This window comes from Pseudonocardia sediminis, from assembly GCF_004217185.1.
Lineage (GTDB): Bacteria > Actinomycetota > Actinomycetes > Mycobacteriales > Pseudonocardiaceae > Pseudonocardia > Pseudonocardia sediminis.
This window is the reverse complement of record NZ_SHKL01000001.1, coordinates 1960020-1981120: the sequence shown is the minus strand read 5'-3', so window position 1 is coordinate 1981120 and position 21101 is coordinate 1960020. Positions and strand designations below refer to the sequence as shown.

The 21101-nt window shown below is 73.7% G+C and carries 15 protein-coding genes; 9 read left to right on the top strand and 6 right to left on the bottom strand.

Going from position 1 to position 21101, the window contains the following annotated elements; translation table 11 throughout:
- From EV383_RS09340 to EV383_RS09330, 3 genes are all read right to left on the bottom strand, one after another.
- Nucleotides 1-1197 (bottom strand): CaiB/BaiF CoA transferase family protein, encoded by a 1197-nt coding sequence (locus tag EV383_RS09340; protein WP_130289555.1) that lies wholly within the window; start codon nucleotides 1195-1197, stop codon nucleotides 1-3.
- Between the two features lie 71 nt (nucleotides 1198-1268).
- Complete coding sequence (locus EV383_RS09335; protein WP_130289554.1) at nucleotides 1269-2306, bottom strand: LacI family DNA-binding transcriptional regulator; 1038 nt, start codon at nucleotides 2304-2306, stop codon at nucleotides 1269-1271.
- Nucleotides 2307-2539: 233 nt separating this feature from the next.
- Nucleotides 2540-3031: a VOC family protein gene (locus EV383_RS09330; RefSeq protein ID WP_130289553.1), complete on the bottom strand. Its 492-nt coding sequence runs from the start codon at nucleotides 3029-3031 to the stop codon at nucleotides 2540-2542.
- Between the two features lie 59 nt (nucleotides 3032-3090).
- Between EV383_RS09330 and EV383_RS09325 the strand changes: the two genes are divergently transcribed.
- A complete protein-coding gene (locus tag EV383_RS09325; protein ID WP_165438288.1) occupies nucleotides 3091-3726 on the top strand; it encodes a TetR/AcrR family transcriptional regulator in 636 nt (211 codons plus the stop codon).
- Between the two features lie 56 nt (nucleotides 3727-3782).
- Here the strand turns inward: EV383_RS09325 and EV383_RS09320 are convergent, their stop codons facing one another.
- Nucleotides 3783-4928, bottom strand: coding sequence for a Glu/Leu/Phe/Val dehydrogenase dimerization domain-containing protein (locus tag EV383_RS09320; protein ID WP_242623435.1), 1146 nt, complete (start codon nucleotides 4926-4928; stop codon nucleotides 3783-3785).
- A 351-nt stretch (nucleotides 4929-5279) separates the two neighbouring features.
- On the opposite strand from EV383_RS09320, the gene EV383_RS09315 reads away from it, so the two are divergent.
- From EV383_RS09315 to EV383_RS33055, 5 genes are all read left to right on the top strand, one after another.
- Nucleotides 5280-6209: a LysR family transcriptional regulator gene (locus EV383_RS09315; protein ID WP_130289551.1), complete on the top strand. Its 930-nt coding sequence runs from the start codon at nucleotides 5280-5282 to the stop codon at nucleotides 6207-6209.
- Nucleotides 6210-6294: 85 nt separating this feature from the next.
- Nucleotides 6295-7890 carry a molybdopterin-dependent oxidoreductase gene (locus EV383_RS09310; RefSeq protein ID WP_130289550.1) on the top strand — a complete coding sequence of 532 codons (1596 nt, stop codon included), beginning with the start codon at nucleotides 6295-6297 and terminating at the stop codon, nucleotides 7888-7890.
- Nucleotides 7891-7946: 56 nt separating this feature from the next.
- Nucleotides 7947-11120 (top strand): arabinosyltransferase domain-containing protein, encoded by a 3174-nt coding sequence (locus EV383_RS09305; RefSeq protein WP_242622982.1) that lies wholly within the window; start codon nucleotides 7947-7949, stop codon nucleotides 11118-11120.
- 121 nt (nucleotides 11121-11241) lie between these two features.
- Nucleotides 11242-11640: a VOC family protein gene (locus tag EV383_RS09300; protein ID WP_130289549.1), complete on the top strand. Its 399-nt coding sequence runs from the start codon at nucleotides 11242-11244 to the stop codon at nucleotides 11638-11640.
- Nucleotides 11637-12077, top strand: a complete 441-nt coding sequence (locus tag EV383_RS33055) for a PaaI family thioesterase (protein ID WP_165438572.1) — start codon at nucleotides 11637-11639, stop codon at nucleotides 12075-12077. Before EV383_RS09300 ends, EV383_RS33055 begins: the two co-directional genes overlap by 4 nt.
- Before the next feature lie 1439 nt (nucleotides 12078-13516).
- Here the strand turns inward: EV383_RS33055 and EV383_RS09290 are convergent.
- Nucleotides 13517-14812 (bottom strand): hypothetical protein, encoded by a 1296-nt coding sequence (locus tag EV383_RS09290; RefSeq protein WP_165438172.1) that lies wholly within the window; start codon nucleotides 14810-14812, stop codon nucleotides 13517-13519.
- A 197-nt stretch (nucleotides 14813-15009) separates the two neighbouring features.
- Here EV383_RS09290 and EV383_RS09285 point away from each other — a divergent pair, with 197 nt between their 5' ends.
- Nucleotides 15010-16275 (top strand): AI-2E family transporter, encoded by a 1266-nt coding sequence (locus EV383_RS09285; RefSeq protein ID WP_242622981.1) that lies wholly within the window; start codon nucleotides 15010-15012, stop codon nucleotides 16273-16275.
- 87 nt (nucleotides 16276-16362) lie between these two features.
- Here EV383_RS09285 and EV383_RS09280 read toward each other — a convergent pair whose 3' ends face one another.
- A complete protein-coding gene (locus EV383_RS09280) occupies nucleotides 16363-18666 on the bottom strand; it encodes a xanthine dehydrogenase family protein molybdopterin-binding subunit (RefSeq protein ID WP_130289545.1) in 2304 nt (767 codons plus the stop codon).
- Nucleotides 18667-19020: 354 nt separating this feature from the next.
- Between EV383_RS09280 and EV383_RS09275 the strand changes: the two genes are divergently transcribed.
- Nucleotides 19021-19653, top strand: coding sequence for a maleylpyruvate isomerase N-terminal domain-containing protein (locus EV383_RS09275; RefSeq protein ID WP_130289544.1), 633 nt, complete (start codon nucleotides 19021-19023; stop codon nucleotides 19651-19653).
- 152 nt (nucleotides 19654-19805) lie between these two features.
- Nucleotides 19806-20975 (top strand): LLM class flavin-dependent oxidoreductase, encoded by a 1170-nt coding sequence (locus EV383_RS09270; RefSeq protein ID WP_130289543.1) that lies wholly within the window; start codon nucleotides 19806-19808, stop codon nucleotides 20973-20975.
- Nucleotides 20976-21101 lie beyond the last annotated feature (126 nt).

The following is a 21101-nucleotide window of genomic DNA, read 5'->3' as shown; positions in this document are numbered from 1 at the left end:
TCAGATCACTCCCTGCTCGTGCAGCGCGGCGCGGCGCTCGGCGTCGAGCCCGAGCAGGCCGCCGTAGACCTCCTCGTTGTGCTCCCCCAGCTCCGGCCCGAGGTGGTCGATCCCGCCGGGGGTGTGCGAGAACCGCGGCACCGGCGCCTGCACCCGCATCTGCCCGAGCTGCGGGTCGGCGACCGTCGGGTAGATGCCGCGGGCGATCAGCTGCGGGTCGGCGAGGAGCTGCTCGGCGTCGTAGACCGGCGCCGCGGCGACGTTCGCCTCCTCGAAGACGTCCATCGCCTCGTCGAGGGTGTGGGCTTCGATCCACTCGGCCATGACGGCGTCGATCGCGGTCGCGTTCTTCAGGCGCTGCTGGGCCTCGGCGAAGCGCGGGTCCTCGGTGAGCTCCGGGTGCCCGACGGCGCGCAGCGCCCGCATCGCGATCGACGGCGCGCTGCCGGACATGGCCAGCCAGTTGCCGTCGGACGTCCGGTAGGTGTTGCGCGGGGCGCTGATGTCCCAGCGGTTCCCGGTGCGGGTCGGGACGGTGCCGAGCTGGTCGTAGGTCAGCACCGGCTGCTCGATCAGCCGGGCCAGGGGCTCGATCAGGTTGATGTCGATCAGCTGGCCGGGACCGCCGCGGACGTCGCGGTGGTAGAGCGCCATCATCACCGCGTAGGTGGCGGTCAGCGCCGCGACGCCGTCGGCGAGCATGAACGACGGCAGCGTCGGCGACCCGTCCGGGTGGCCGGTGAGGTGGGCGAACCCGCTCATCGCCTCGCCGAGCGTGCCGAACCCGGGCCGGTCGGACTTCGGCCCGCCCTCGCCGTAGCCGGTCACGTGCACCATGACCAGGCCGGGGTTGCGCTCGGACAGCGTCGCGTGGTCGATCCCCCACTTCGTCAGCGTCGACGGGCGGAGGTTCATCACGACGACGTCGGCGGTGTCGGTGAGGTCGCGCAGCAGGTCGCGCCCGGCCTGCTCGCGCAGGTTCAGCGTGACCGACTTCTTGTTCCGGCCCAGGCTCTTCCACATCAGGCCGACGCCGTCGCGCTGGGCGCCCCACTGCCGCAGCGGGTCGCCGCCGTCGGGCTGCTCGATCTTGATCACCTCGGCGCCGTGCTCGCCGAGCCAGGTCGCGATCAGCGGGCCGGCCGCGAGCGAGGCGGCGTCGATCACCCGCAGGCCGGTGAGCGGACCGTCGGTCATACGGCTCCCTACGACGATGTAAAGGCTTACAGGCCGCGAGTAGAGCACGCCCGCGACGGACGGGTCAATCGTCAGCCGTGACGGGGCGGGCCCGTGGAACCGGCGACCCTCAGCTCCGGGACGACCAGGTGCGGCCCGGGCGCGGGGCGCGCGTCCGGGTCCTCGCCCAGCAGGTCGGTGAGCATCTCCGCTGCCCGGCGGGCGTGCTCGGAGTAGGACACGCGGATCGTGGTCAGCGGCGGGTCGCTGAGGGCGAACCAGACGGGGTCGCCGTAGACGACGAGCGACAGGTCGTCCGGCAGCCGCAGGCCCCGCTCGCGGACCCGCTGGGCGGTACCGATCGAGAGCGCACCGCCCACCACCAGCAGCGCGGTCGGGGCCGGTCGGGCGTCGAGAAGCGCGTCGACGCCGCGGCGCCCGTTCCCCGGCGTGGGTTCGGCCAGGTGCACCGCCATGGCGTCCGGGTCCAGCCCAGCCGCGCCCATCGCATGCCGCACCCCCTGCAGCCGGGCCGCACCGTTCGAGAGCGCCTCCGGCGTGCCGAGGTAGGCGATGGCGCGGTGCCCCAGCCCGGCCAGGTGCCCGACCGCCTCGTCGAGCACCCGCTCGTCGTCGCTGAACACGCCCGGTGCGGTGATGCCGCTGGCCCGGTGCAGCTCGACCACCGGGATCGACGCGAGCAGCTCCCGGCTCTCCGGGAGCATGTGCGTGCTCGGCGAGATCACCAGCCCGGCGACCCGGCTCGCGGTCAGCTCGCGCAGCTGGCGCAGCTCCCGCTCCGGGTCGTTCTCGGTGATCGTGAGGATCATCTGCGTGCCGCCGGCGGAGAGCAGCCGCGCGCACTCCGCGGCCACCGCCGAGTAGGCCGGGGTGTCCACGTAGGGCACCACGAACCCGACGAACGCCCGGCTCACGCTGGCCGAGAGCGCCCGGGCCAGCCGGTTCGGCACGTACCCCCGCTCGTGGGCGTGCGCGCGGATCCGCTCGGCCAGCTCGGGGCGCACCGCACGGCTGTCGTTGAGTGCCCGGGACACCGTCGCGGTGGACACGCCGAGCTCCCGGGCCAGGTCGACGACCCCGACCTGTCCCGACCGTGCGCGCCGGACCATGCACTGATCGTAGGTGCACCGATCTCGACACCGTGCCCGTGGATCCGGACGTCCCGAGGGGAACCCTCACGCCCCCGGGGGGTCCCGAGGGATCCCCTCGCGCACCGGGAGTCCCGAAGGAGCCCCTCGCGCACCGGGAGTCCCGTCGCGCACCCGGAGGTCCCAAAGGGTCCCCTCGCGTACCCCGGGGTCCCGAAGGGGCCCCTCACGTCGGAGCCTGCCGCCGTGGAGAGCTACATCCGCTCGGCCGCCGCCGCCTCGTGCCGTTCCGAGGTCTCCCGCGGGTCGGTGATCACCGTGACGCCGTCCGGGTCGAGATCGCGGTGGTGCGCGACGGTGTAGAAGCGCACCTCGTGCCCGTCCGGGTCGTGCAGCATCGGCAGGATCCAGCCGATCGAGGCCCAGTGCACACCGGCGTGGGACTCCCCCATCCCCGTCAGCCGGGCCGCCAGTGCCTCGATCTCGGCCTGCCCGGGGACGCCGATCGAGAAGTAGTCGAAGCCGGCCGCCGCGCGGGCCCGATCCGGGTCGAGGCGCAGAGCCAGGTCCGGCCCGCCGTCCGGATGCGACAGAGCCAGTCCCATCAGCACACCCTGCTCGACGAACTCCGCCGCGACGCGGTAGCCCAGGCGCGACTCGTACCAGGCCCGGGAGCGGTCCAGGTCGGACACCGGCAGCTTCAGATGGTGCACCCCGGCCAGCACCGGCACGTCGACGTCACTCATCTCGTCCTCCAGATGTGCAGTCGTACTGCAATTACGATTGTGCAGTTAGACTGCATCTCGTGTCCGACGAGGTCAAGACGCCGAACGGCCGAGCCGCCCGCACCGAGGCGCGCGTCGTCTCCGCCGCGACCGCGCTCTTCCTGGAGCGCGGCTACCAGGGCACGACGCTGGCCGACGTCGCCGCGGCGGCCGGGGTCGGCGCGCGGACGGTCTACGTCCGGTTCGGGACGAAGGCGGCCCTGTTGCGCCGGGCGATCGACGTCGCGCTCGTCGGGGACACGCTGCCGATCGACGTGGCGCACCGGGACTGGTCGGTCACCGCGATGACGGCCCCGACGCTGCACGAGCGCGTCGCGGCGCAGGCCTCCGGCGGGCGGGCCCTGATGGAGCGGGTCGGGCCGCTGCTGGCGGTGGCGGGGCAGGCCGAGCCGGTCGAGGCCGAGATCGCCGCGGCCGCGCAGGCCGGGCGGGAGGAGACGGTCCGGCAGGTGCGGGCGTTCTGGGCGGCGCTGGGCCGTGACGGGCTGCTGCACCCCGGCGCCGATCCGGACTGGGCCGGCGCGACGACCGCGCTGCTCGCGACCGCGGACACCTACCTGCTGATCACGAGGACCCTGCGCTGGACGCCGGCGGAGTACGAGACGTGGATCCACCGCACGTGGATGCACCTGGCGACGACGCCCGGCCCCGCCTGACACGACGGACGGCCCGGACCCCTACCGGGTCCGGGCCGTCCGTACGAGGACTGCGATCAGGGGATGACGACCTTGCCCTTGTTGTCGTTGGCGTGCGCGGCGGCGAACTCGTGGCCGGTCTGGCGCGGGGTGATGCCCTCGTCGGTCCAGCGGGCGAGCAGCTGCGAGACCTTGGTGTGCATCACGGTGCGCAGGCGGTCGAACGAGGTGTCCGGGTCGTCGTCGACCTCGCCGAGCAGGAGCCACCAGGCCCACACGACGGCGCCGGCGTTGGCGACGAAGTCCGGAAGCACCGGGATGTTGCGGGCGGCCAGCATGGCCTCCGCCTCCGGCGTGGTGGCGGCGTTCGCGGCCTCGACGACGACGCGCGCGGCGACGTCGTAGGTGTTGTCCGGGGTGATCGCGTAGGAGATCGCGGCCGGGACGAGGATGTCGACGTTGGCGGCCATGACGGCGTTGCGCGGGAGCTGCTGCACGCCCTCGGGCAGGCGGGCGCGGTCGACCTCGCCGTAGGCGTCACGCAGGTCGAGCAGCGCCGGGATGTCGAGACCGTCGGGCTGGTAGAGGGTGCCAGCCGCGTCCGCGACGGCGACGACCTTCATCCCGGCCTCGTGCAGGTACCAGGCGGCGCCGCCGCCCATGGTGCCGATGCCCTGGATGGCGACGGTGGTGTCGACCGGCGCCTGTCCCCACGAGACGGCCGCGGCGATACAGGCGTGCGCCACGCCGTAGCCACCGATCACGTCACCGAGCAGCATGTCGCCGGGGACGACGGCGTTGAGGCCGGCGTGCACCCGCTCCATGGTGGCGGCCGGGTCGGCCGCACGGCTGATCGCGGCGTGGTAGCTCTGGCCCAGTCCGAGGCGGGCGAACACCTCGTCGATCAGGTGCTGCGGGACGCCGAGGTCCTCCGCGGTCACCCAGTGCGCGTCGATCCACGGGCGCATGGCCTCGCAGAAGCGCTCCAGCACCTCGACGGCGCGGGGGTCCTTCGGGTCGAAGTCGACGCCGCCCTTGGCGCCGCCGATCGGCAGGTCGAACGTCGCGGTCTTGTTGGCCATGCCGCGGGCGAGGTCCTCGACCTCGGTCATCGTGCAGCCGGCACGCATCCGGGTGCCGCCGGTGGCGAGGCCCGCGCGCAGCGTGTGGACGACGAGGTAGCCGACGGCACCGGTCACCGGGTCCGTCCACTGGACCCGCATGTAGGGCTCGGCGCGGGTTGCCGCGGTGTCGAATCCGGTGTGCTGGGGCACCAGGCTGCTGATCGCGGCACCGGTGTGCTCCATCGGGTTCTGCATCGTGGTCATGTCAACCCACCTCCACTTCGTGCTCGTCGTGCGCATTCGGGCCGGTCTCGAGACCTCCGTCACGCCAGGCGGGTACGCACCACCGGGGATGGCGGTCCGTACCTGGGTGGACGGCCGGACTGCTCTGTCCGCGAGCGGCGGTCTCTCGCCGGTGTCCCCAGATTGGGGCCGGGCCGTGACGGCGTCCATTTACGGATCATTAAGTGTCACGTTCACCGTTCCTGCACAGCGCCTACGCTGCAGCTCATGGAGCTGTCGTTGCCGAGGCTGAGGATGCTGCGTGAGCTACATCGCCGTGGCACGGTGACCGCGGCGGCCACGGCACTGCACTACACCGCCTCCGCGGTGTCCCAGCAGCTCGCCCAGCTCGAGCGCGACGTCGGCGCGAAGCTGTTCGAAAGGCTGGGACGCCGAGTCCAGCTGACCGATCTGGGTGTCCTGCTCGCCGACCACGCCGAGGAGATCCTCGGCTCGGTGGAGCGCGCGACGCTGGCCCTCGAGGAGGCCAGCGAGTCGATCTCGGTGCGGCTGACGGCCGGGGTCTGGGCCTCGGTCGCCTCGGGCCTGCTGCCGACGGCGCTGACCGCGCTGGCGGCCACCCACCCCGGGATCGAGGTCCGCACCCGCGAGCTCGCCCCCGAGGACACCGCCGGGGCGGTCCGCGACGGAGCCCTGGACCTCTCCTTCGTCATCGACTACGCGAACTACCCGATGCCCTGGGACCCCGGCCTGGAACGGGCGGTGATCGCCGTCGAGCGCCTCTACGCCGCGGTCCCGGCCGGCGCCGTCCCCGCGGCGAGCGTCACGCTGCCCGAGCTGGCCGACCACCCGTGGATCCTGCCCGGGTCGCGCTCGCACTTCGGGCATGCCGCCCGGCTGGCCTGTCAGAGCAGCGGGTTCGAGCCGCGGATCAACCACGAGGTCGAGGAGCAGTCCACGGCGCTGGCGATGGTGGCGGCGGGGCTGGGCGTCACCCTCGTCTCCGACCTCGGGCTGGCGCTGCGCCCGCCCGGGATCGACGTCGTCGCCCTCGGCGACGCACTGACCCGCACCGTCTCGGTCGCCTACCGGACCCGGTCGGCGCGCCGCTCCGCCCTGCACCTGGTGATCGACGCCGTCCGGACGGCCGCCGCGGAGAAGGGCCTGGGCGCGCACGAGCCGATGGTGCTGCCCTGACCGGAGGCGACACACGTCACCCGTCCGCCGGAAACCCGTGCGGCGAAAGGCGAACCCGCACGGTCGCGGCGTCCGAACACCGGATATGACGACGACGGCGCCACCGCCTCCGACCGAGACCCGCCCCGTGTCGTTGTCGCGCCCGTGGGCCGCGCTGCTGGGGGTTCTCGGCGTCGGTTCCGCCCTGGCCGTCGGCGACCTCGTGGCCGGGTTGATCAACCCGCCGACGTCGCCGTTCCTGGCCGTCGGTAACCAGTTCATCCGGATCACCCCGGAGGCGCTCAAGCAGTTCGCGATCGCGACGTTCGGTGTCTACGACAAGGTCGCGTTGCTCGGCGGTATGGCCGTGGTGATCGCCGCGCTGGCGGTCGTGGCGGGTCTGGCCAGCCGTCGCCGTTCCGGACCGGGGCTGACCGTGATCGTGGTGATGGGCCTGGTCGCGACCCTGTGCGCGGTCCTCGCGCCGACGTTCGGCGCACTGGACCTCGTCCCCCCGTTCGCCTCGCTGGTGATCGGGTTCGCCGTGTTCCTCGTCCTGCACCGCGTGTCGACGAGCTCCGCTGCGACGACGCGGGCCGCCGACGACGACCCGTCCCGGGCTCCGGAGGCCGGCGTCGCCCGGCGTCGCGCGTTCGCCCTGACCGGCGGGGTGCTGGCCGGCACGGTGCTGGCCGGTGTGGTCGGGCGCGTGCTCGGCGGCGGCAGTGCCGCGGAGGCGTCCCGTGCGGCGGTGGGCGCGCTGCCCGCCGCGCCGACCCCGGCCCCGCTCATCCCGGCCGGCGCCGACTTCGCCGCGAACGGGACCCCCTCGTTCGTCACCGCGTCCGAGGACTTCTACCGGATCGACACCGCCCTGCAGCTCCCGCAGGTGCGGACGGCGTCGTGGTCGCTGCGCATCCACGGGATGGTCGACCGGGAGCTGACGTTCACGTTCGACCAGCTCCGCGCCCGCCGTCTCGTCGAGGTCCCGATCACGATGACCTGCGTGTCCAACCCCGTCGGCGGGTTCCTGATGTCGACGGCGGTGTTCACCGGTGTGCCGCTGGCCGAGCTGCTCGCCGAGGCCGGCGTCCGCCCCGGCGCCCAGCAGGTGTTCTCCACCAGCGTCGACGGCTTCACCACCGGCACCCCGGTCGCGGCGCTGACCGACGGCCGCGACGCCATGCTCGCGATCGGGATGAACGGCGCGGCCCTGCCGGTCGAGCACGGGTTCCCGGTCCGGATGGTCGTGCCCGGCCTCTACGGCTACGTCTCCGGCTGCAAGTGGATCACCGACATGGAGGTCACCACCTGGGCCGCCCGCACCCCGTACTGGGAGGCGCGCGACTGGGCCCAGGAGGCGCCGGTCAAGACCCAGTCCCGGATCGACGTCCCGAAGCCCGACGCCCGCGTCCGGGCGGGGCAGGTCGTCGTCGCCGGGACCGCGTGGGCACAGCGCACCGGCATCGCGCGCGTCGAGGTCCGGGCCGACGGCGGCCGCTGGCAGGCCGCCGAGCTCGCCACCGAGGTCGGCGTGGACACCTGGCGGATGTGGCGGGCCACGCTGACCCTGCCCGCGGGGCGTCACCAGCTGCAGGTCCGGGCGCTCGACAGGTCCGGCTACCTGCAGACCTCGGTCGAGCAGGTCTCGATCCCGGACGGCGCGACCGGCTGGCACACCGTGTCGGTCACGGCCGCGTGAGCGACCGGCCCACCCGCCGTCACCGGTGATCACCGGATGTCGTTGACTCCGACGAGATGAGTACCGAGACCCGTTCGACCCGTCCGGCGCCGCTGACCGTGGCGATGCTGGTGGCCGGGGTGCTCGGCCTGCTGGCGGCGGTGCTGATGCCGTTCGCTCCGGTGATGGACCACGACACGACCGTCACCTGGCCGGAGGCGGGGCGGGCACCGGCGTCGACGACGGCGTTCTTCGTGCCCTACGCCCCGGAGTCGGTGCAGGTCACCGTGCCGTGCCCGGTGGTACGCGCCGGGCTCTCCCGCGACACGGCCACGACACTGGTCGGCTCGGACATGCCCGGCGCGGACACCACCGGTTTCACGGTCTCCACCGCCGACGGCGCGCTGGTCGTGCTGGTCGGCGGCCGCCAGGTCTACCGGGAGCCGGTGCCGATCGGGGCCTCCTGCGGCATCGAGCTCACCGCCGACGGCGCGGGGACCGTGCTGCGCCCCGGCGGCGCCGACCCGGTGACGCTGCCCGGTGACCGGGTCCGCACGGTCCGGGCCTTCGCCACCGACCTCCCGGCCGGCGACGCGACCGGCGTGCGGGTCGTGGCCCGGGCGGCGGACTGGTTCGACGTCACCTCGACCGGGGCCAAGACCGCGCTGCTCGTCGTCCAGCTCCTGCTCGCGGCCGCGTCGCTGGCGCTGCTCGCCCTCGCCGACCGGCGCCGCCACGGCACCCGCCCCCGTTCCCGGGACTCGACCGCGCGGGTGTGGCGCGCCCGCGCCGGTGCCGCGGTGTCGCCGCGGGCCTGGGCCCGGCGCGGCGCCGACCTCGCCGTCCTGGCGGTCCTCGCCGTGTGGACCGTGATCGGCCCGCTGACCACCGACGACGGGTTCAGCGAGGGCATCGTCCGCAACGCGGCCGGCACCGACGCGTTCACCAACTACTACCGCTGGGAGAACGCCTCCGAGACACCGTTCACGTTCGTCCTGCGGCTGCTGCAGCCCCTCGTCGACGCCGGGGCGAACCCGCTCGTGCTGCGGGTCCCCAGCCTGGTGTGCGGGCTGCTGGTCTGGCTGCTGCTGAGCCGGGTCGCGCTCCCGGCGCTGCTCCCCCGCCACCGGCGGTCGGTGGCGGTGCGGCTGCTGCTCGCCGGGTCCCTGTTGATCTGGTGGATGCCGTTCGACCTGGGGGTGCGGCCCGAGCCGTTCACCGCGGTGTCGGTGACGGCGGTGCTCGCGTTCGTCCTCCGCGCCGCGTACCGGCCGGGCCGGCACGGGCTGGCCTGGCTCGGCCTGACCGCGTTCGCCCTGGGTATCGCGCTGGCCACCGCCCCGTCCGCGGTGGCCGCGGCGGGCCCGGTGCTGGTGGCGCTGCCGCGGCTGTGGCGCCTGGCCCGCGGCGGTGCCGCCGGCGCCGCCGGGCTGGTGCGCGCGGGTGCGGTGACGGCCGCGACGGCGGCCCTGGCCGGTGTCGGCCTGGTCGTGATGTTCGCCGGTCAGAGCTGGTACACGGTGTCCCGGGCGACCGAGATGCACGCGTTCTACGGCCCCAACGTGGCCTGGTACAACGAGATCAAGCGCTACGAGTACCTGCTCGCGTTCGACAGCGAGCAGGGCGGGCTGGGCCGCCGGGTCCCGGTGCTGCTGACGCTCGCGCTGCTGGTCGCGGTCGTGCCGCTGCTGGCCCGCGGGGCGCAGCGGCTACCCGGGATGGGCCGGGTCCCGGTCCCGGCGCTCGGCCTGCTCGCCGGGATGGCGCTGCTGTGGCTGACGCCGTCGAAGTGGACGCACTACTTCGGCTCGCTGGCCGGGATCGGCGCCGCGGCGCTGACGGCCGGTGTCGTGCTGCTGGTCGTCGCGGCGCGGGAACGGGCGGGGCAGCCCGCCGTGCGCCTGGCCGCCGGGGCCGGAGCGGTGGCGGTGGTCGTGGCGGCGGCGCTGGCCTACGCGGGGCGCAACACCTGGTTCATCTACTCGCGCTACGGCGTGGTGAACGACGAGGGTCCCTGGCGCCCGCTGAACACCCCGCTGCCCTGGCTCGTGCTCGCCGCGGTGGTGCTGCTCGCCGGGGCGGTGCGCTTCCGGGGCCACGGCGGCGGCCGCGCGGGGATCGCCCGGATGCTCGTACGGCTGCCGGGCCTGCTGGCCGTGGTCGTGACGGTCACGACCGTCGTCGTCCTGCTCTACTCCCTCGCCGTCGCCCCCGGGCGCCAGGCCGGCAGCTACTCGGTCGGCGGGCAGATGGCGCAGCACCTCGCCGGCGCCGACACCTGCGGGCTGATCGACGACGTCGTCACCACGATCGACGTCCCCGGCGGGACCCTGGCACCCGGGCCGGGCACCCCCGAGCTGGCCGGGTTCACCTCCGGCGGCGGTTACCGCGGCACCCCGTCCTCGCTGCCGGGCTCCGGGGCGTCGCGGTTCCTGTGGGGCAGCTCGCTGAACGGTGCGATCTCCACCGGGACGCTGACCAGCCAGTGGTTCGTCCTGCCGAAGGTCCCCGCCGACCAGGAGCTCGCCGTGAACGTGAGCGGCCGGACCGGGCAGGGCAACCGGCTCGCGCTGGAGTTCGCCCGTGACGGCGGCGGCCTGCAGACCCCCGTCGGCCAACGGGTCCTCGACGACACCGCCACCGCGCCGGAGTCGCAGCCGGAGTACCCGAGCGACCGCGTCGTCGAGGACGCCCCGCTCTTCCGCGACGAGTGGCGGCCGCTGCACCTGGCTCCGTCGGCGATCCCGCCCGGCGCCGACCTGGTCCGGGTGCGGGCCACCGACGGGGCCACCGACCCCGGCGGGTTCATCGCCGTGACCGGGCCGCGGCTGCGCGACGTTCTGCCGGTGCGGCCGCAGCTCGCCACCGGTGGTCCGGTGTTCGTGGACTGGACGCTGCTGTGGTCGGCGCCGTGCGTGCGCGACAGCCCGCGCGTCACCGGCGGCCTCGCGCAGGCACCGGGGACGCTGCTGAAGGCCCCGTCCGACATCGGCTTCTCCGGTGAGGCATCGTTCGTGACCGGCATCGGCGGCAGTTTCGGCCCGATGTCGGTGATCGGCACCGAGAGCGTCGTCCCGACCCGTCTGGAGGGCTCTCAGACCCGGCCCGCCTACTCCGACTGGGGCTCGCTGGTGCGGGTCACCTACCCGATCGCGCGCGACGCCTACGACACCGCCGGGACGAGGGTGTGGCGCTGGGGCTGGGAGGGCGACCGGACCCCGCTGGGCTACCCGGAGCGGCCCGCACCCTGACCGGTCGGACGGGCCCCCGGGTCCGTTCGTGCAGGACCCGCCGCCACTCCGGTCGATCATCACCCTCGCGCCGGTGTGGACTGATAGACATGTGGCCATACCCAAGGCAAAGGAGCCTGTCGTGGCCTTCCCCGGCTTGCAGCACATCGCGATCACCGTGACCGACCTCGAACGCAGCACCCAGTGGTACAGCCGCCTGTTCGGGGCCGACCCGGTCCTGGACGAGGACGAGGAGGGCGGCCAGTTCCACCACACCGTCTACGCCCTCGACGGCGGGATGCTCTTCGGCCTGCACACCCACCACGGCAAGGAGTCCGGCGACGCCGCCGACGAGCACCGCACCGGTCTCGACCACGTCGGTTTCGCCGTGGGCTCGCACGCCGAGCTGGAGCAGTGGGCGAAGAAGCTCGACGAGCTCGGCATCGCCAACGGCGGAGTGAAGAAGGCCCACTACGGCAGCGGCGTCTCCTTCCGCGACCCCGACAACATCGGGCTGGAGTTCTTCACCGGCCCCGAGTGAGCACGCGACACGACGACGACGCCGAGGTGTGCCCGGCCGGCTTCGAGCCGCTGCACTCCTCGGCGTTCGTCGAGTTCCTGGGCCCGGTCTACGTCTCCGTCGCGACGCCCGGCGAGGACGCACCGCGGTTCCGGGTCCTCGTACGACCGGTCCACGCGAACACCCACGGGCACGCGCACGGCGGGTTCCTGGCCGCCGTCCTCGACGCCGCGGCCGGGCACGGCACCCGCCGGATCCTCGGCGAGCCCAGCGGCCTGCGCACGGTCACGACGACGCTGGACCACGTCGCCCCGGTCGCGGTCGGGCAGTGGGCCGAGATCACCGTGACGCTCGACCGCGCCGGTCGCCGGACGGCGTTCGCCTGCTGCCGCGTCCACGCCGACGACGTCCTCGTCGCCCGCGCCTCGGTCGTGCTCAGCCGCCCGCCGAGAGCCTGAGCTCCACGGCTCAGGGCTGCGGCCGTCGTCGGTGGTCACCTCCGCCCCCGTCTCGACCAGGACGGTCTGCCGGGTGAACGCGGCCAGCAGGTGGCGGCCGTCGAGGGGTTCCAGTGCGTGGCGGAGCATCACGCGGGCGGGCGGGACGATCCGGAACGCCGGCGCCCCGCGGCGTCGCAGGCCGGTCGCCACGTGTTCCGCCTCAGCGGTGGAGCAGAACGTGAGCAGGGTCTGCACGGCCACCACCCCGGTGTGGCACGGGCCGGAGGGCTGCGCGGCGATCCGGTCCGCGGCCGCGTCGAGGTCGGGCACGGCGACGATCTCCAGGAAGTGACGCCGGTCGTGGATGTGCGGCGCCAGGGCGGCGGGCAGCGCGTCGACGACGGACGTCGCGTCGCTCACCATCACCGTCCAGTCCGGGCCCTCGTCGGCCGGGACGAGCACCGTGGCGCCCTCCTCGGCGCACCGGTCGCGGACACGGTCCAGGCGCATCGCGACACCGGGCGGCACCGCGACCTCACCCGTGTGCGGGATCTGCTCCAGCGCCGCGGCGACGTCGGCGGCGAACTCACCGGCCGCTCCCGTGTCGCCGACGAACACCGCCGCCGTCGGCGAGCTGCACATCTGCTGGCCGAGCGTCGTCATCGCGGTGGCCAGCGCCGAGGCGTACCCGGCGCGGTCGGTGGCCACCTCGTCCCCGCTGAGCAGGGCGACACCGCTCAGCGGCTCCATCGGCACCGCGACCGGGTGCCGGGGGTTGCGACCCAGCGCCGCGCACAGCTCGTCGAGTGCGTCGCCGCCGCCCCAGAAGTTGCCGACGGCGAACGGCCCGGTCGCCGCCAGGTGCTGCAACCGGCGGGCGTCGACGGGGTCGCGGTGGTCGAGGAAGAACGGGTGCACCTGGGCGACGAGCGTGCTCAGGACGGGGTCACCGGCGCCGTCGAGCAGCGCGAACACCCGTTCCAGCAGCGCGTGGTTGACCCGGGATCCCCGGAGCGCGACCGGGCAGCCCGCGAGCAGGGCCGTGGTCGTCGCCATGAGCGCCGGGACGAAGGAGTTGCCGCTGCCGACCAGCAGCACCGGCCCGGCCGGGGACAGGCTCACCCGCACGCCGCCGTCGACCGCGACGAACCCGCCGTCGAGGGCGTCGGGCCCGCCCGGCACCGACGCCGGGTTCGCGACGACGGCGTGCAGGTACCGCGCGGACAGCAGCTCGGGCAGCACCCCGACCTCGGCCCGCGCCGACGACGGCGGGTAGCCGCGGCCGGTCAGCGAGGCCACGAGGTCCCCGGCGTGCGCGGCGAGCACCCGGCCGCCGCGGTCCAGGGCGGCGATCTTCTCCGCCGTCGGGACGGTGGTCAGGACCCGGACCCCGGCGAGCAGCGCGTCCTCGAAGCCGAGCGGAGCGGGGTCGACGGTGGGGTCGTCGAGGGTCAGCGTCATCCTCCGCACCCCTCCCGGACCTGGAAGCCCTCCGCGGCGTCCGCGCGACGACGGTGCACGATGCCGTGCTGCGGCCAGTCCGGGCGCGGCACCCGTTCGACGAGGTCGCCGGACACGACCGCCTCCAGGTAGTCCACGCAGGCGAGGTCGGTGAAGAACAGCAGGCGCTCGGGGCCGAACTCGTCGTCGGGCACGACACGCAGCCGCGACGGGCTCTCCAGCGGGCCGACGTAGGTCAGCGGGTGCGGGCACTTGACCCAGGTGTCGGCGTCCTCGGGGTCCCCGGGACGGCCCGGGAACACCGACGTCGACTCGGTCAGCCCGAGCATGTCCCCCACCGGCGGCGCGACGAGCTCCCCGTCGCGTCGGGCACGGAACACCGTCCGGGCGGTGCGCAGCAGGTCGAGCACGGAGGCGAACCCGCGCAGGCCCTTGAGCCCGCCGCCGGTCAGCAGCATCCCGCCCTCGCCGAGGTCGAGGAAGTCCTCACCGGTCGGCGAGATCGCCCGCACCAGCTCCGGCTGCGAGGCCAGCGTCGCCAGCCCGGACGGCGTCGCCAGGAAGATCTTCGGTGCTCCCGGGGCCAGCAGGAACCGGCGGACCTCTTCCACGTCCGGCTCGATCCGCGTCCACGGGCTCGCCCCCGGCGGCCCGTCGCCGAGCCGTGCCCCGAAGAACACCGAGGCGCCAACGAGGGCGAACCCGGCCGGCACGGTGCCCGGCATCGCCATCACCGGCACCATCTCCGGCGCCGCCTGGATGACCATGTCCGCGCCCGCGGCGCGGCCCGGTCCGCCGAGCAGCCACTCGATGCTCCCGGCGATGGTGCGCACCGACAGCTCCGAGGTCAGGGCCGAGCGCAGGATCGTCACCGGGCCGTCGGTGTTCCGCGTGGTGCCGCTGGAGCCGTAGACGCGGGTGCCCGGGCCGTCGGCGGCGGCCCCGGGGACCAGACGGCGCCGCTGTCCGTCGGAACGCAGGTCGTCGGAGTGGATGCGCAGGGCGGCCAGGTCGGGCAGGCCGACGTCGGCCCGGACGCCGCCGGCGTCGTCGAGCAGGCCCTTGCGGGCGAACAGTCCACGGTGGTGCCCGCGCGCGGTGTCGTGGCGCAGGAAGAAGTCCAGGAACGGCACCAGGAGCTCGCGCTGGCGTGCCCGAGTGTCCTCCGGCGAGCCGGTGAACAATGACGGGTCGTCGAGATGGGTGGTCAGGAGCCGGACGTAGGGGTCGCCGCGCAACGCCTCCATCCCCTGCTCCGTCGTGCCCGGGCGTACCGCGACCTGCTCGACCATCACGTCTCCTCATCACCGGTCGGCCCCGAGCGTGGCGCAGGCCGGTACGGCTGCACGAGCGCTCTCGTCGAACGTGCCTAGACACTTCTGAGGAGGGCGCCCGGCGCGCGGCGTGCCCCGGGTGTGACCACACTCGACCTGCTGGGCGGTGTCCCCGACGGCTACGCTCCGGCTCCGGACCGACCAGAGGAGAGCATGTGAGCACCGAGGCGCCGGTCCACGGCCGCGGCCGGGTGATCGGCCAGGGACTGTCCTGGACGTCGCGCTGGAGCGTGCGGCTGCTGCTGACCGCGGCCGGAGCGACGCTGATCGGGCTGCTGATCGGGCAGCTGTGGTCGATCGTGTTCCCGGTCCTCATGGCGCTGCTCGTCGCGACCGTGCTGTGGCCGCCCGCGGCCTGGCTGCGTCGCCACAAGGTGCCACCCGCGCTGGCCTCGGCGCTCGTGCTGCTGCTCGGGCTCGGGGTCGTCGCCGGGCTGATCACCATCGTCGGCACGTCGGTGTCGGGCAGCGTCGGCCAGATCGCGGCGAGCGTGTCGGCCGGCATCGAGGCGATCGGCGCCTGGCTGACCGGGCCGCCGCTGAACCTCGGCCAGTCCCAGCTGGACACGGTCGTGCAGACCGGGATCGACCGGATCCAGTCCAGCGTCACCGCGATCGCGACCAACGTCCTGGCCACCGTCGGCTCGTTCGCCTCCGGCCTGGTCACGACCGTGCTGACGCTGGTGCTCGCGTTCCTGTTCGTCAAGGACGGCCCGAAGTTCCTGCCCTGGGTGCGCCGGGTCGCCGGCGCCGGGGCCGGCGGGCACGTCAGCGAGGTGATGCGCCGCATCTGGACGACGATCAGCGAGTTCATCCGGACCCAGGCGGTCGTCGCGTTCGTCGACGCCCTGTTCATCGGGATCGGCCTGCTGATCGTCGGGGTGCCGCTCGCGCTGCCGCTGGCGGTGATCACGTTCCTGGGCGGGTTCATCCCGATCGTCGGCGCGGTCGTCGCGGGCGCCCTGGCGGTGCTGGTCGCGCTGGTCAGCAACGGGTTCACCGCGGCGGTGATCGTCCTGCTGATCGTGCTGGCGGTGCAGCAGATCGAGGGCAACGTCCTGCAGCCGATCCTGCAGTCGCGCAGCCTCGGCCTGCACGCCGCCGTGGTCCTGCTGGCGGTGACCGCGGGCAGCACGCTCTACGGCATCGCCGGGGCGTTCCTGTCGGTGCCGGTGACGGCCGCCGCCGCGGTGGTCCTGCGCTACCTCGGCGAGCTGATCGACCAGCGCACCGGCGCGCATCCGTCGATGACCGACATCGACGACGACGGGCGGGCCGAGCACGCGGAGAACGGCGGGAACCAGGACGACAAGAGCGGGGACGACGGGAGCGGTGACCGGGACCGCTCCGGTGAGGACGCGACGACGGAGCGCGACGACACCCCGTCCGGTCCCCCGGCCGCCGCCGCACAACCGGACTGACGCCGCGGCGTCCTCCCCACCGCCGAAGAGCCCGCCCCCGTGGAACATCTGCCCACGGGGACGGGCTCTTCGGCGTCGTCGGGACGGTCAGGAGACCGACTGCACCGCCCGCCACACCGTCTGCGGGGTGAGCGGCATGTCGACGTGGCGCACGCCGAGGTGCGACAGGGCGTCGATCACCGCGTTGTGCACCGCCGGGGTCGAGCCGATCGTGCCGGACTCGCCGATGCCCTTGGCGCCGAGCGGGTTGAGGTGCGTCGGGGTCTCGGTGTTCGAGGCCTCGAACGAGCACAGGTCCGCCGCCGTCGGGATCGCGTACGACGCCAGGTTGCCGCTGGTCGGGTTGCCGTCGTCGTCGTAGGACACCAGCTCGAACAGGGCCTGCGAGATGCCCTGCGCGATCCCGCCGTGCTGCTGGCCCTCGACCAGCATCGGGTTGAGGATCTTGCCGCAGTCGTCGACGGCGACGTGGCGGCGCTGGGTCACGAAGCCGGTGTCGAGGTCGACCTCGACGACGGCGATGTGCGAACCGAACGGGAAGCTGGACTGGCCCTGCTTGAAGTCCAGCTCCTCGCGCAGCGCCGAGACCGTGCCGTCCGGGCTGCCGGTGCCGTCCTCCGCCGCGGCGGCGGCCTGGCTCCAGGACACGACCTTGCCCGCGACGCCCTTGACGCCCAGGCCCTCCTCGGTCAGCTCGACGTCGTCGACGCCGGCCTCGAGCAGGTGCGCGGCGATCTCCCGCGCCCGCTGGACCAGCTCACCGCTGGCGGTGTGGATCGCGCTGCCGCCGGTCTGCAGCGACCGCGACCCCAGCGTGCCCACGCCGCGCGGGACCTTGGCCGTGTCGGACTGCACGAGCGTGATCTTGTCCATCGGCACCTTGAGCACCGCGGACGCGACCTGCGCGAACGCCGTCGCGTGGCCCTGGCCGTGGGCGCTGGTGCCCGCCGAGATCGTGAACGAGCCGTCCGGGTGCGCCTGCGCCGAGCCCCACTCCCCGTCCAGCCCGAGCGGGGCGGTGACCTCGACGTAGCAGCCGACACCGATGCCCAGAGCGACCCGGTCGCCGCTCTCGCGGCGCTTGCGCTGCTCGGCGAGCAGGTCCTGGTACCCGGCCGCCTCGATGGCCGCGTCGAGGGTCTTGGCGTACTCGCCGTTGTCGTAGGGCGCGCCGGTCAGCGTGGTGAGCGGGAAGCTCTCCGGCGGGATGAAGTTCGACCGCCGCAGCTCCAGCGGGTCGATGTCGAGCTCGTCGGCGGCGATGTCGAGGATCCGCTCGAGCATCTGCGTCGCCTCGGGCCGTCCGGCCCCGCGGTAGGCACCGATCGGGGTCGTCGTCGTGGCGACGGCCTGCCAGTTGAACTGGATCTTCGGGATGTCGTAGACGCCCTGCGACATCAGCTGCGTCAGGCTCGGCAGGATCGAGCCGAGCATCGGGTAGCCGCCCGCGTCGCCGATCACGTCCGCCTTGAGCCCGACGATCTTCCCGGCCTTGGTCAGACCCAGCTCGACGTGCTGGACCTGGGCCCGGCCGTGGACCATCGAGAGCATGTTCTCCGAGCGCGTCTCGGTCCAGCGCACGGCGTGCCCGAGCAGCTGGGCGGCCTTGGCCACGACCGTCCACTCGATGTACTCGAACGCCTTCGGCCCGAACCCGCCACCGACCCGCGGGGCGATCACCCGGACCTGCGACGGGTCCAGGCCCAGGTCGCCGGCCAGCGCGCCCTGCGCACCGTGCGGGGTCTGGGTGGACAGCCACATCGTGATGCCGCCGTCGGGCTCGCCCGGCTGCGCGACGCACGCGTTCGGCTCCATCGGGACGCCGGCCACGCGCTGGTTGTGGAACGTCCCCTTCACGACCGTGTCGGCGCCGTCGAACAGGCCCTCGACCTCACCGGTGCCGCCGGCCGCCGCGATGTTCGAGCCGTTGTCGTCGAACAGCAGGGTGCCGCCCTCGGCGGCCGCCTCCTCCAGCCCGATCACCGCCGGCAGGGTGTCGATCTCGGCGAACACCGACTCCGCGGCGTCCTGCGCCTGGGCGGCGGACTCGGCGACGACGACGGCGACGATGTCGCCGACGAAGCGGACCTTGCCCTTGGCCAGGTGCGGGCGGGCCATCGCCTCCGGGACGACGCCGGGCAGGCCCTGCCGGGGCGCGAGGCCGATGTCGTCGTAGGTGTAGACGGCGACGACGCCGGGCAGGCCGCGCGCCTCCTCGGTCTCGATCGAGGTGATCGTCCCGTGCGCGAACGGCGAACGGACGAAGGCGACGTGGTACGCGCCCTCGACCGGGAGGTCCGCGGTGTAGTCGCCGGCTCCGGTGATCAGCTCCTGGTCCTCCGTGCGGAGTACACGGTTGCCCAGGAAGGAGCCCTGCGTGGTGAGGGTCATGGTGGTTGCGTCCTCTCTGACGCCGACGCTGACTTCGGGCGCGCGCGGGTACGCCGGCGCCACCGGGGTGTGCTCCCGGACACGCTAACCGGCTCCGACCGCCATCGGAACAGGTGATCTCCGGGGCGAAGTCCCTGGTCACGACTTCGCGGCGGGCCGTACGGACCGATCATGAACAGTGGACACGCACACCGGTGACCAGACACGTGAAACACCCGCATATGCGGATTCGAGGGTCGCCGTGGGACTCCCGGGTGCGGACGTCGGGACGCCGACGCTCCGCGTCCGGCACGGGACCGAGGGTGAGGCGGCGCGACGGTGGCTCCCACCCGTCCGGGGCCGTAGGAAGGGGCGATGCCGACCTCACCCGACGTCCTGACCGCCTACGTCGACGCGGCGGACACCGTCGTGGCGCTCGTCGAGCGGATCGGCCCTGTCGACGCCCGCTGGGACGGCCCCGGACTCGGTCACTGGACGCTGCGCGACCTCGTCGGGCACACCGGCCTGGCGCTGTCCAACGTCCTCACCTACGCCGACCGGCCGGCCGGCGTCGAGGACATCGGCTCGGCCGAGGCCTACTACGCGCTCGACGCGTCGCAGACCGGAGAGGGCGCCGACGACGCGGCGATCGACCGTCGTGCCCGCGACGCGGGCGTCGCCCTCGGCACCGATCCCCCGGCCGCGTTCCGTGCCCTCGCCCACCGCACCGTGGCCCGGGTCGACGGGGCCGACCCGGACGCGCTGGTCCGCTGCGTCGCCGGTGGGATCCGGCTCGGCGCCTACGTCGCGACCCGCACCGCCGAGCTGGTGCTGCACGGCTACGACATCGCCGCCGCCGTCGACGTGGCGGTCCTCTTCAGCGACCGGGCACTGGCCGAGACCGCGACGGTGCTGGCCCGCACCGGGGTCGCGCGCGGGACGGGACCCCGGCTCGTGCTCGCCCTGAGTGGCAGAGGGCGGCTGCCGGACGGCTACGGCGTCTTCTGACCACGTCGTCCCGCTCCGCGGAACGCCGGGTATGCGGAGAGGGGTGACGTGGATCACCGGTCCGGGTTAGCGTCGGGCCGGACCGCCACGTCGACCTCGGGCATTCGGCACCGGGGCGGTCGGACGAGCATCCCGGAATCAATGGAGATCAGATGCGCTTCGGAGTCTTCCTCGCACCGTTCCACGCCGAGCTCGGGCAGAACCCTGTCTCGGCCCTGGCCCGTGACGTCGAGCTGGTCAAGCACCTCGACCGCCTGGGCTTCGAGGAGGCCTGGATCGGTGAGCACCACTCGTGCGGCACCGAGATGATCGCCAGCCCGGAGATCTTCATCGCGAACGTCGCACCCCAGACGACGAGCATCAAGCTCGGCACCGGCGTCCTCTCGCTGCCGTACCACAACCCGCTGTGGGTGGCGGACCGCGCGATCCTGCTGGACTACCTGACCCGGGGCCGGTTCATGCTCGGGCTCGGCCCGGGTTCGCTGCCCACCGACGCCGCGATGATCGGCATCGACCCCGTCGAGCAGCGCAAGGCCCTCGAGGAGGACACCGACGTCCTCATGCAGCTGCTGCTCGGCGACGAGCCGGTGACGCACAAGAACTCCCGCTACAACCTCGTCGAGGCGCGCTGCCAGCTGCGGCCCTACACGCGCCCGCTGTTCGAGGTGGGCATCGCCGCCATCGCGTCGCCGTCCGGCCCGCGGATCGCCGGCAAGTACGGCGCCGGCCTGCTCTCCATCGGCGCGACCCTGACCGGCGACACCGACCTGCTGGCGCTGCACTGGGACGTCGCCACGCAGCGCGCCGAGCAGTTCGGCCAGACGATGGACCGGGAGGCCTGGCGCCTGGTCGGCCCGATGCACATCGCGGAGACCAAGGAGGAGGCCTACCGCCAGGTCGAGTACGGCATCGACTACTGGTTCGACTACCTGCAGCACACCGCGGCCGTGCCGCACTTCGAGCCGGCCGGGACGACGCTGCAGGAGCGGATCGACTGGGTCAACACCAGCGGCGTCGGCGTCATCGGCACGCCCGAGGACGCGGTCCGCCAGATCCGCACCCTGGAGGAGCAGTCCCAGGGCGGGTTCGGCGCCTACCTGATGATGGCGCACGAGTGGGCCAACCCGACCGACACCAAGCGCCACTACGAGCTGTTCGCCGAGTACGTGACCCCGCAGTTCCAGGGCAGCCTGGACCGGCTGGCATCGTCGAAGGCGGCCGCCCGCGGCAGCCGCGAGCACCTGTTCGGGCGCATGGGCAAGGCCCTCGAGGAGGCCCAGACCCGTCACCAGTCGGAGACCGCCGCGTCCACCGCGGGCTGAGACGTCCGTCCGCCGCGCCGCGGCCGGGGATCCGGTCGCGGCGCGGCGTCGGTCAGGCGCCGACGGCCGTGTCGCCCTCGCAACACATGCCGTTCCCCGTTCGGTCGCGATCGGGAGGACGATGGC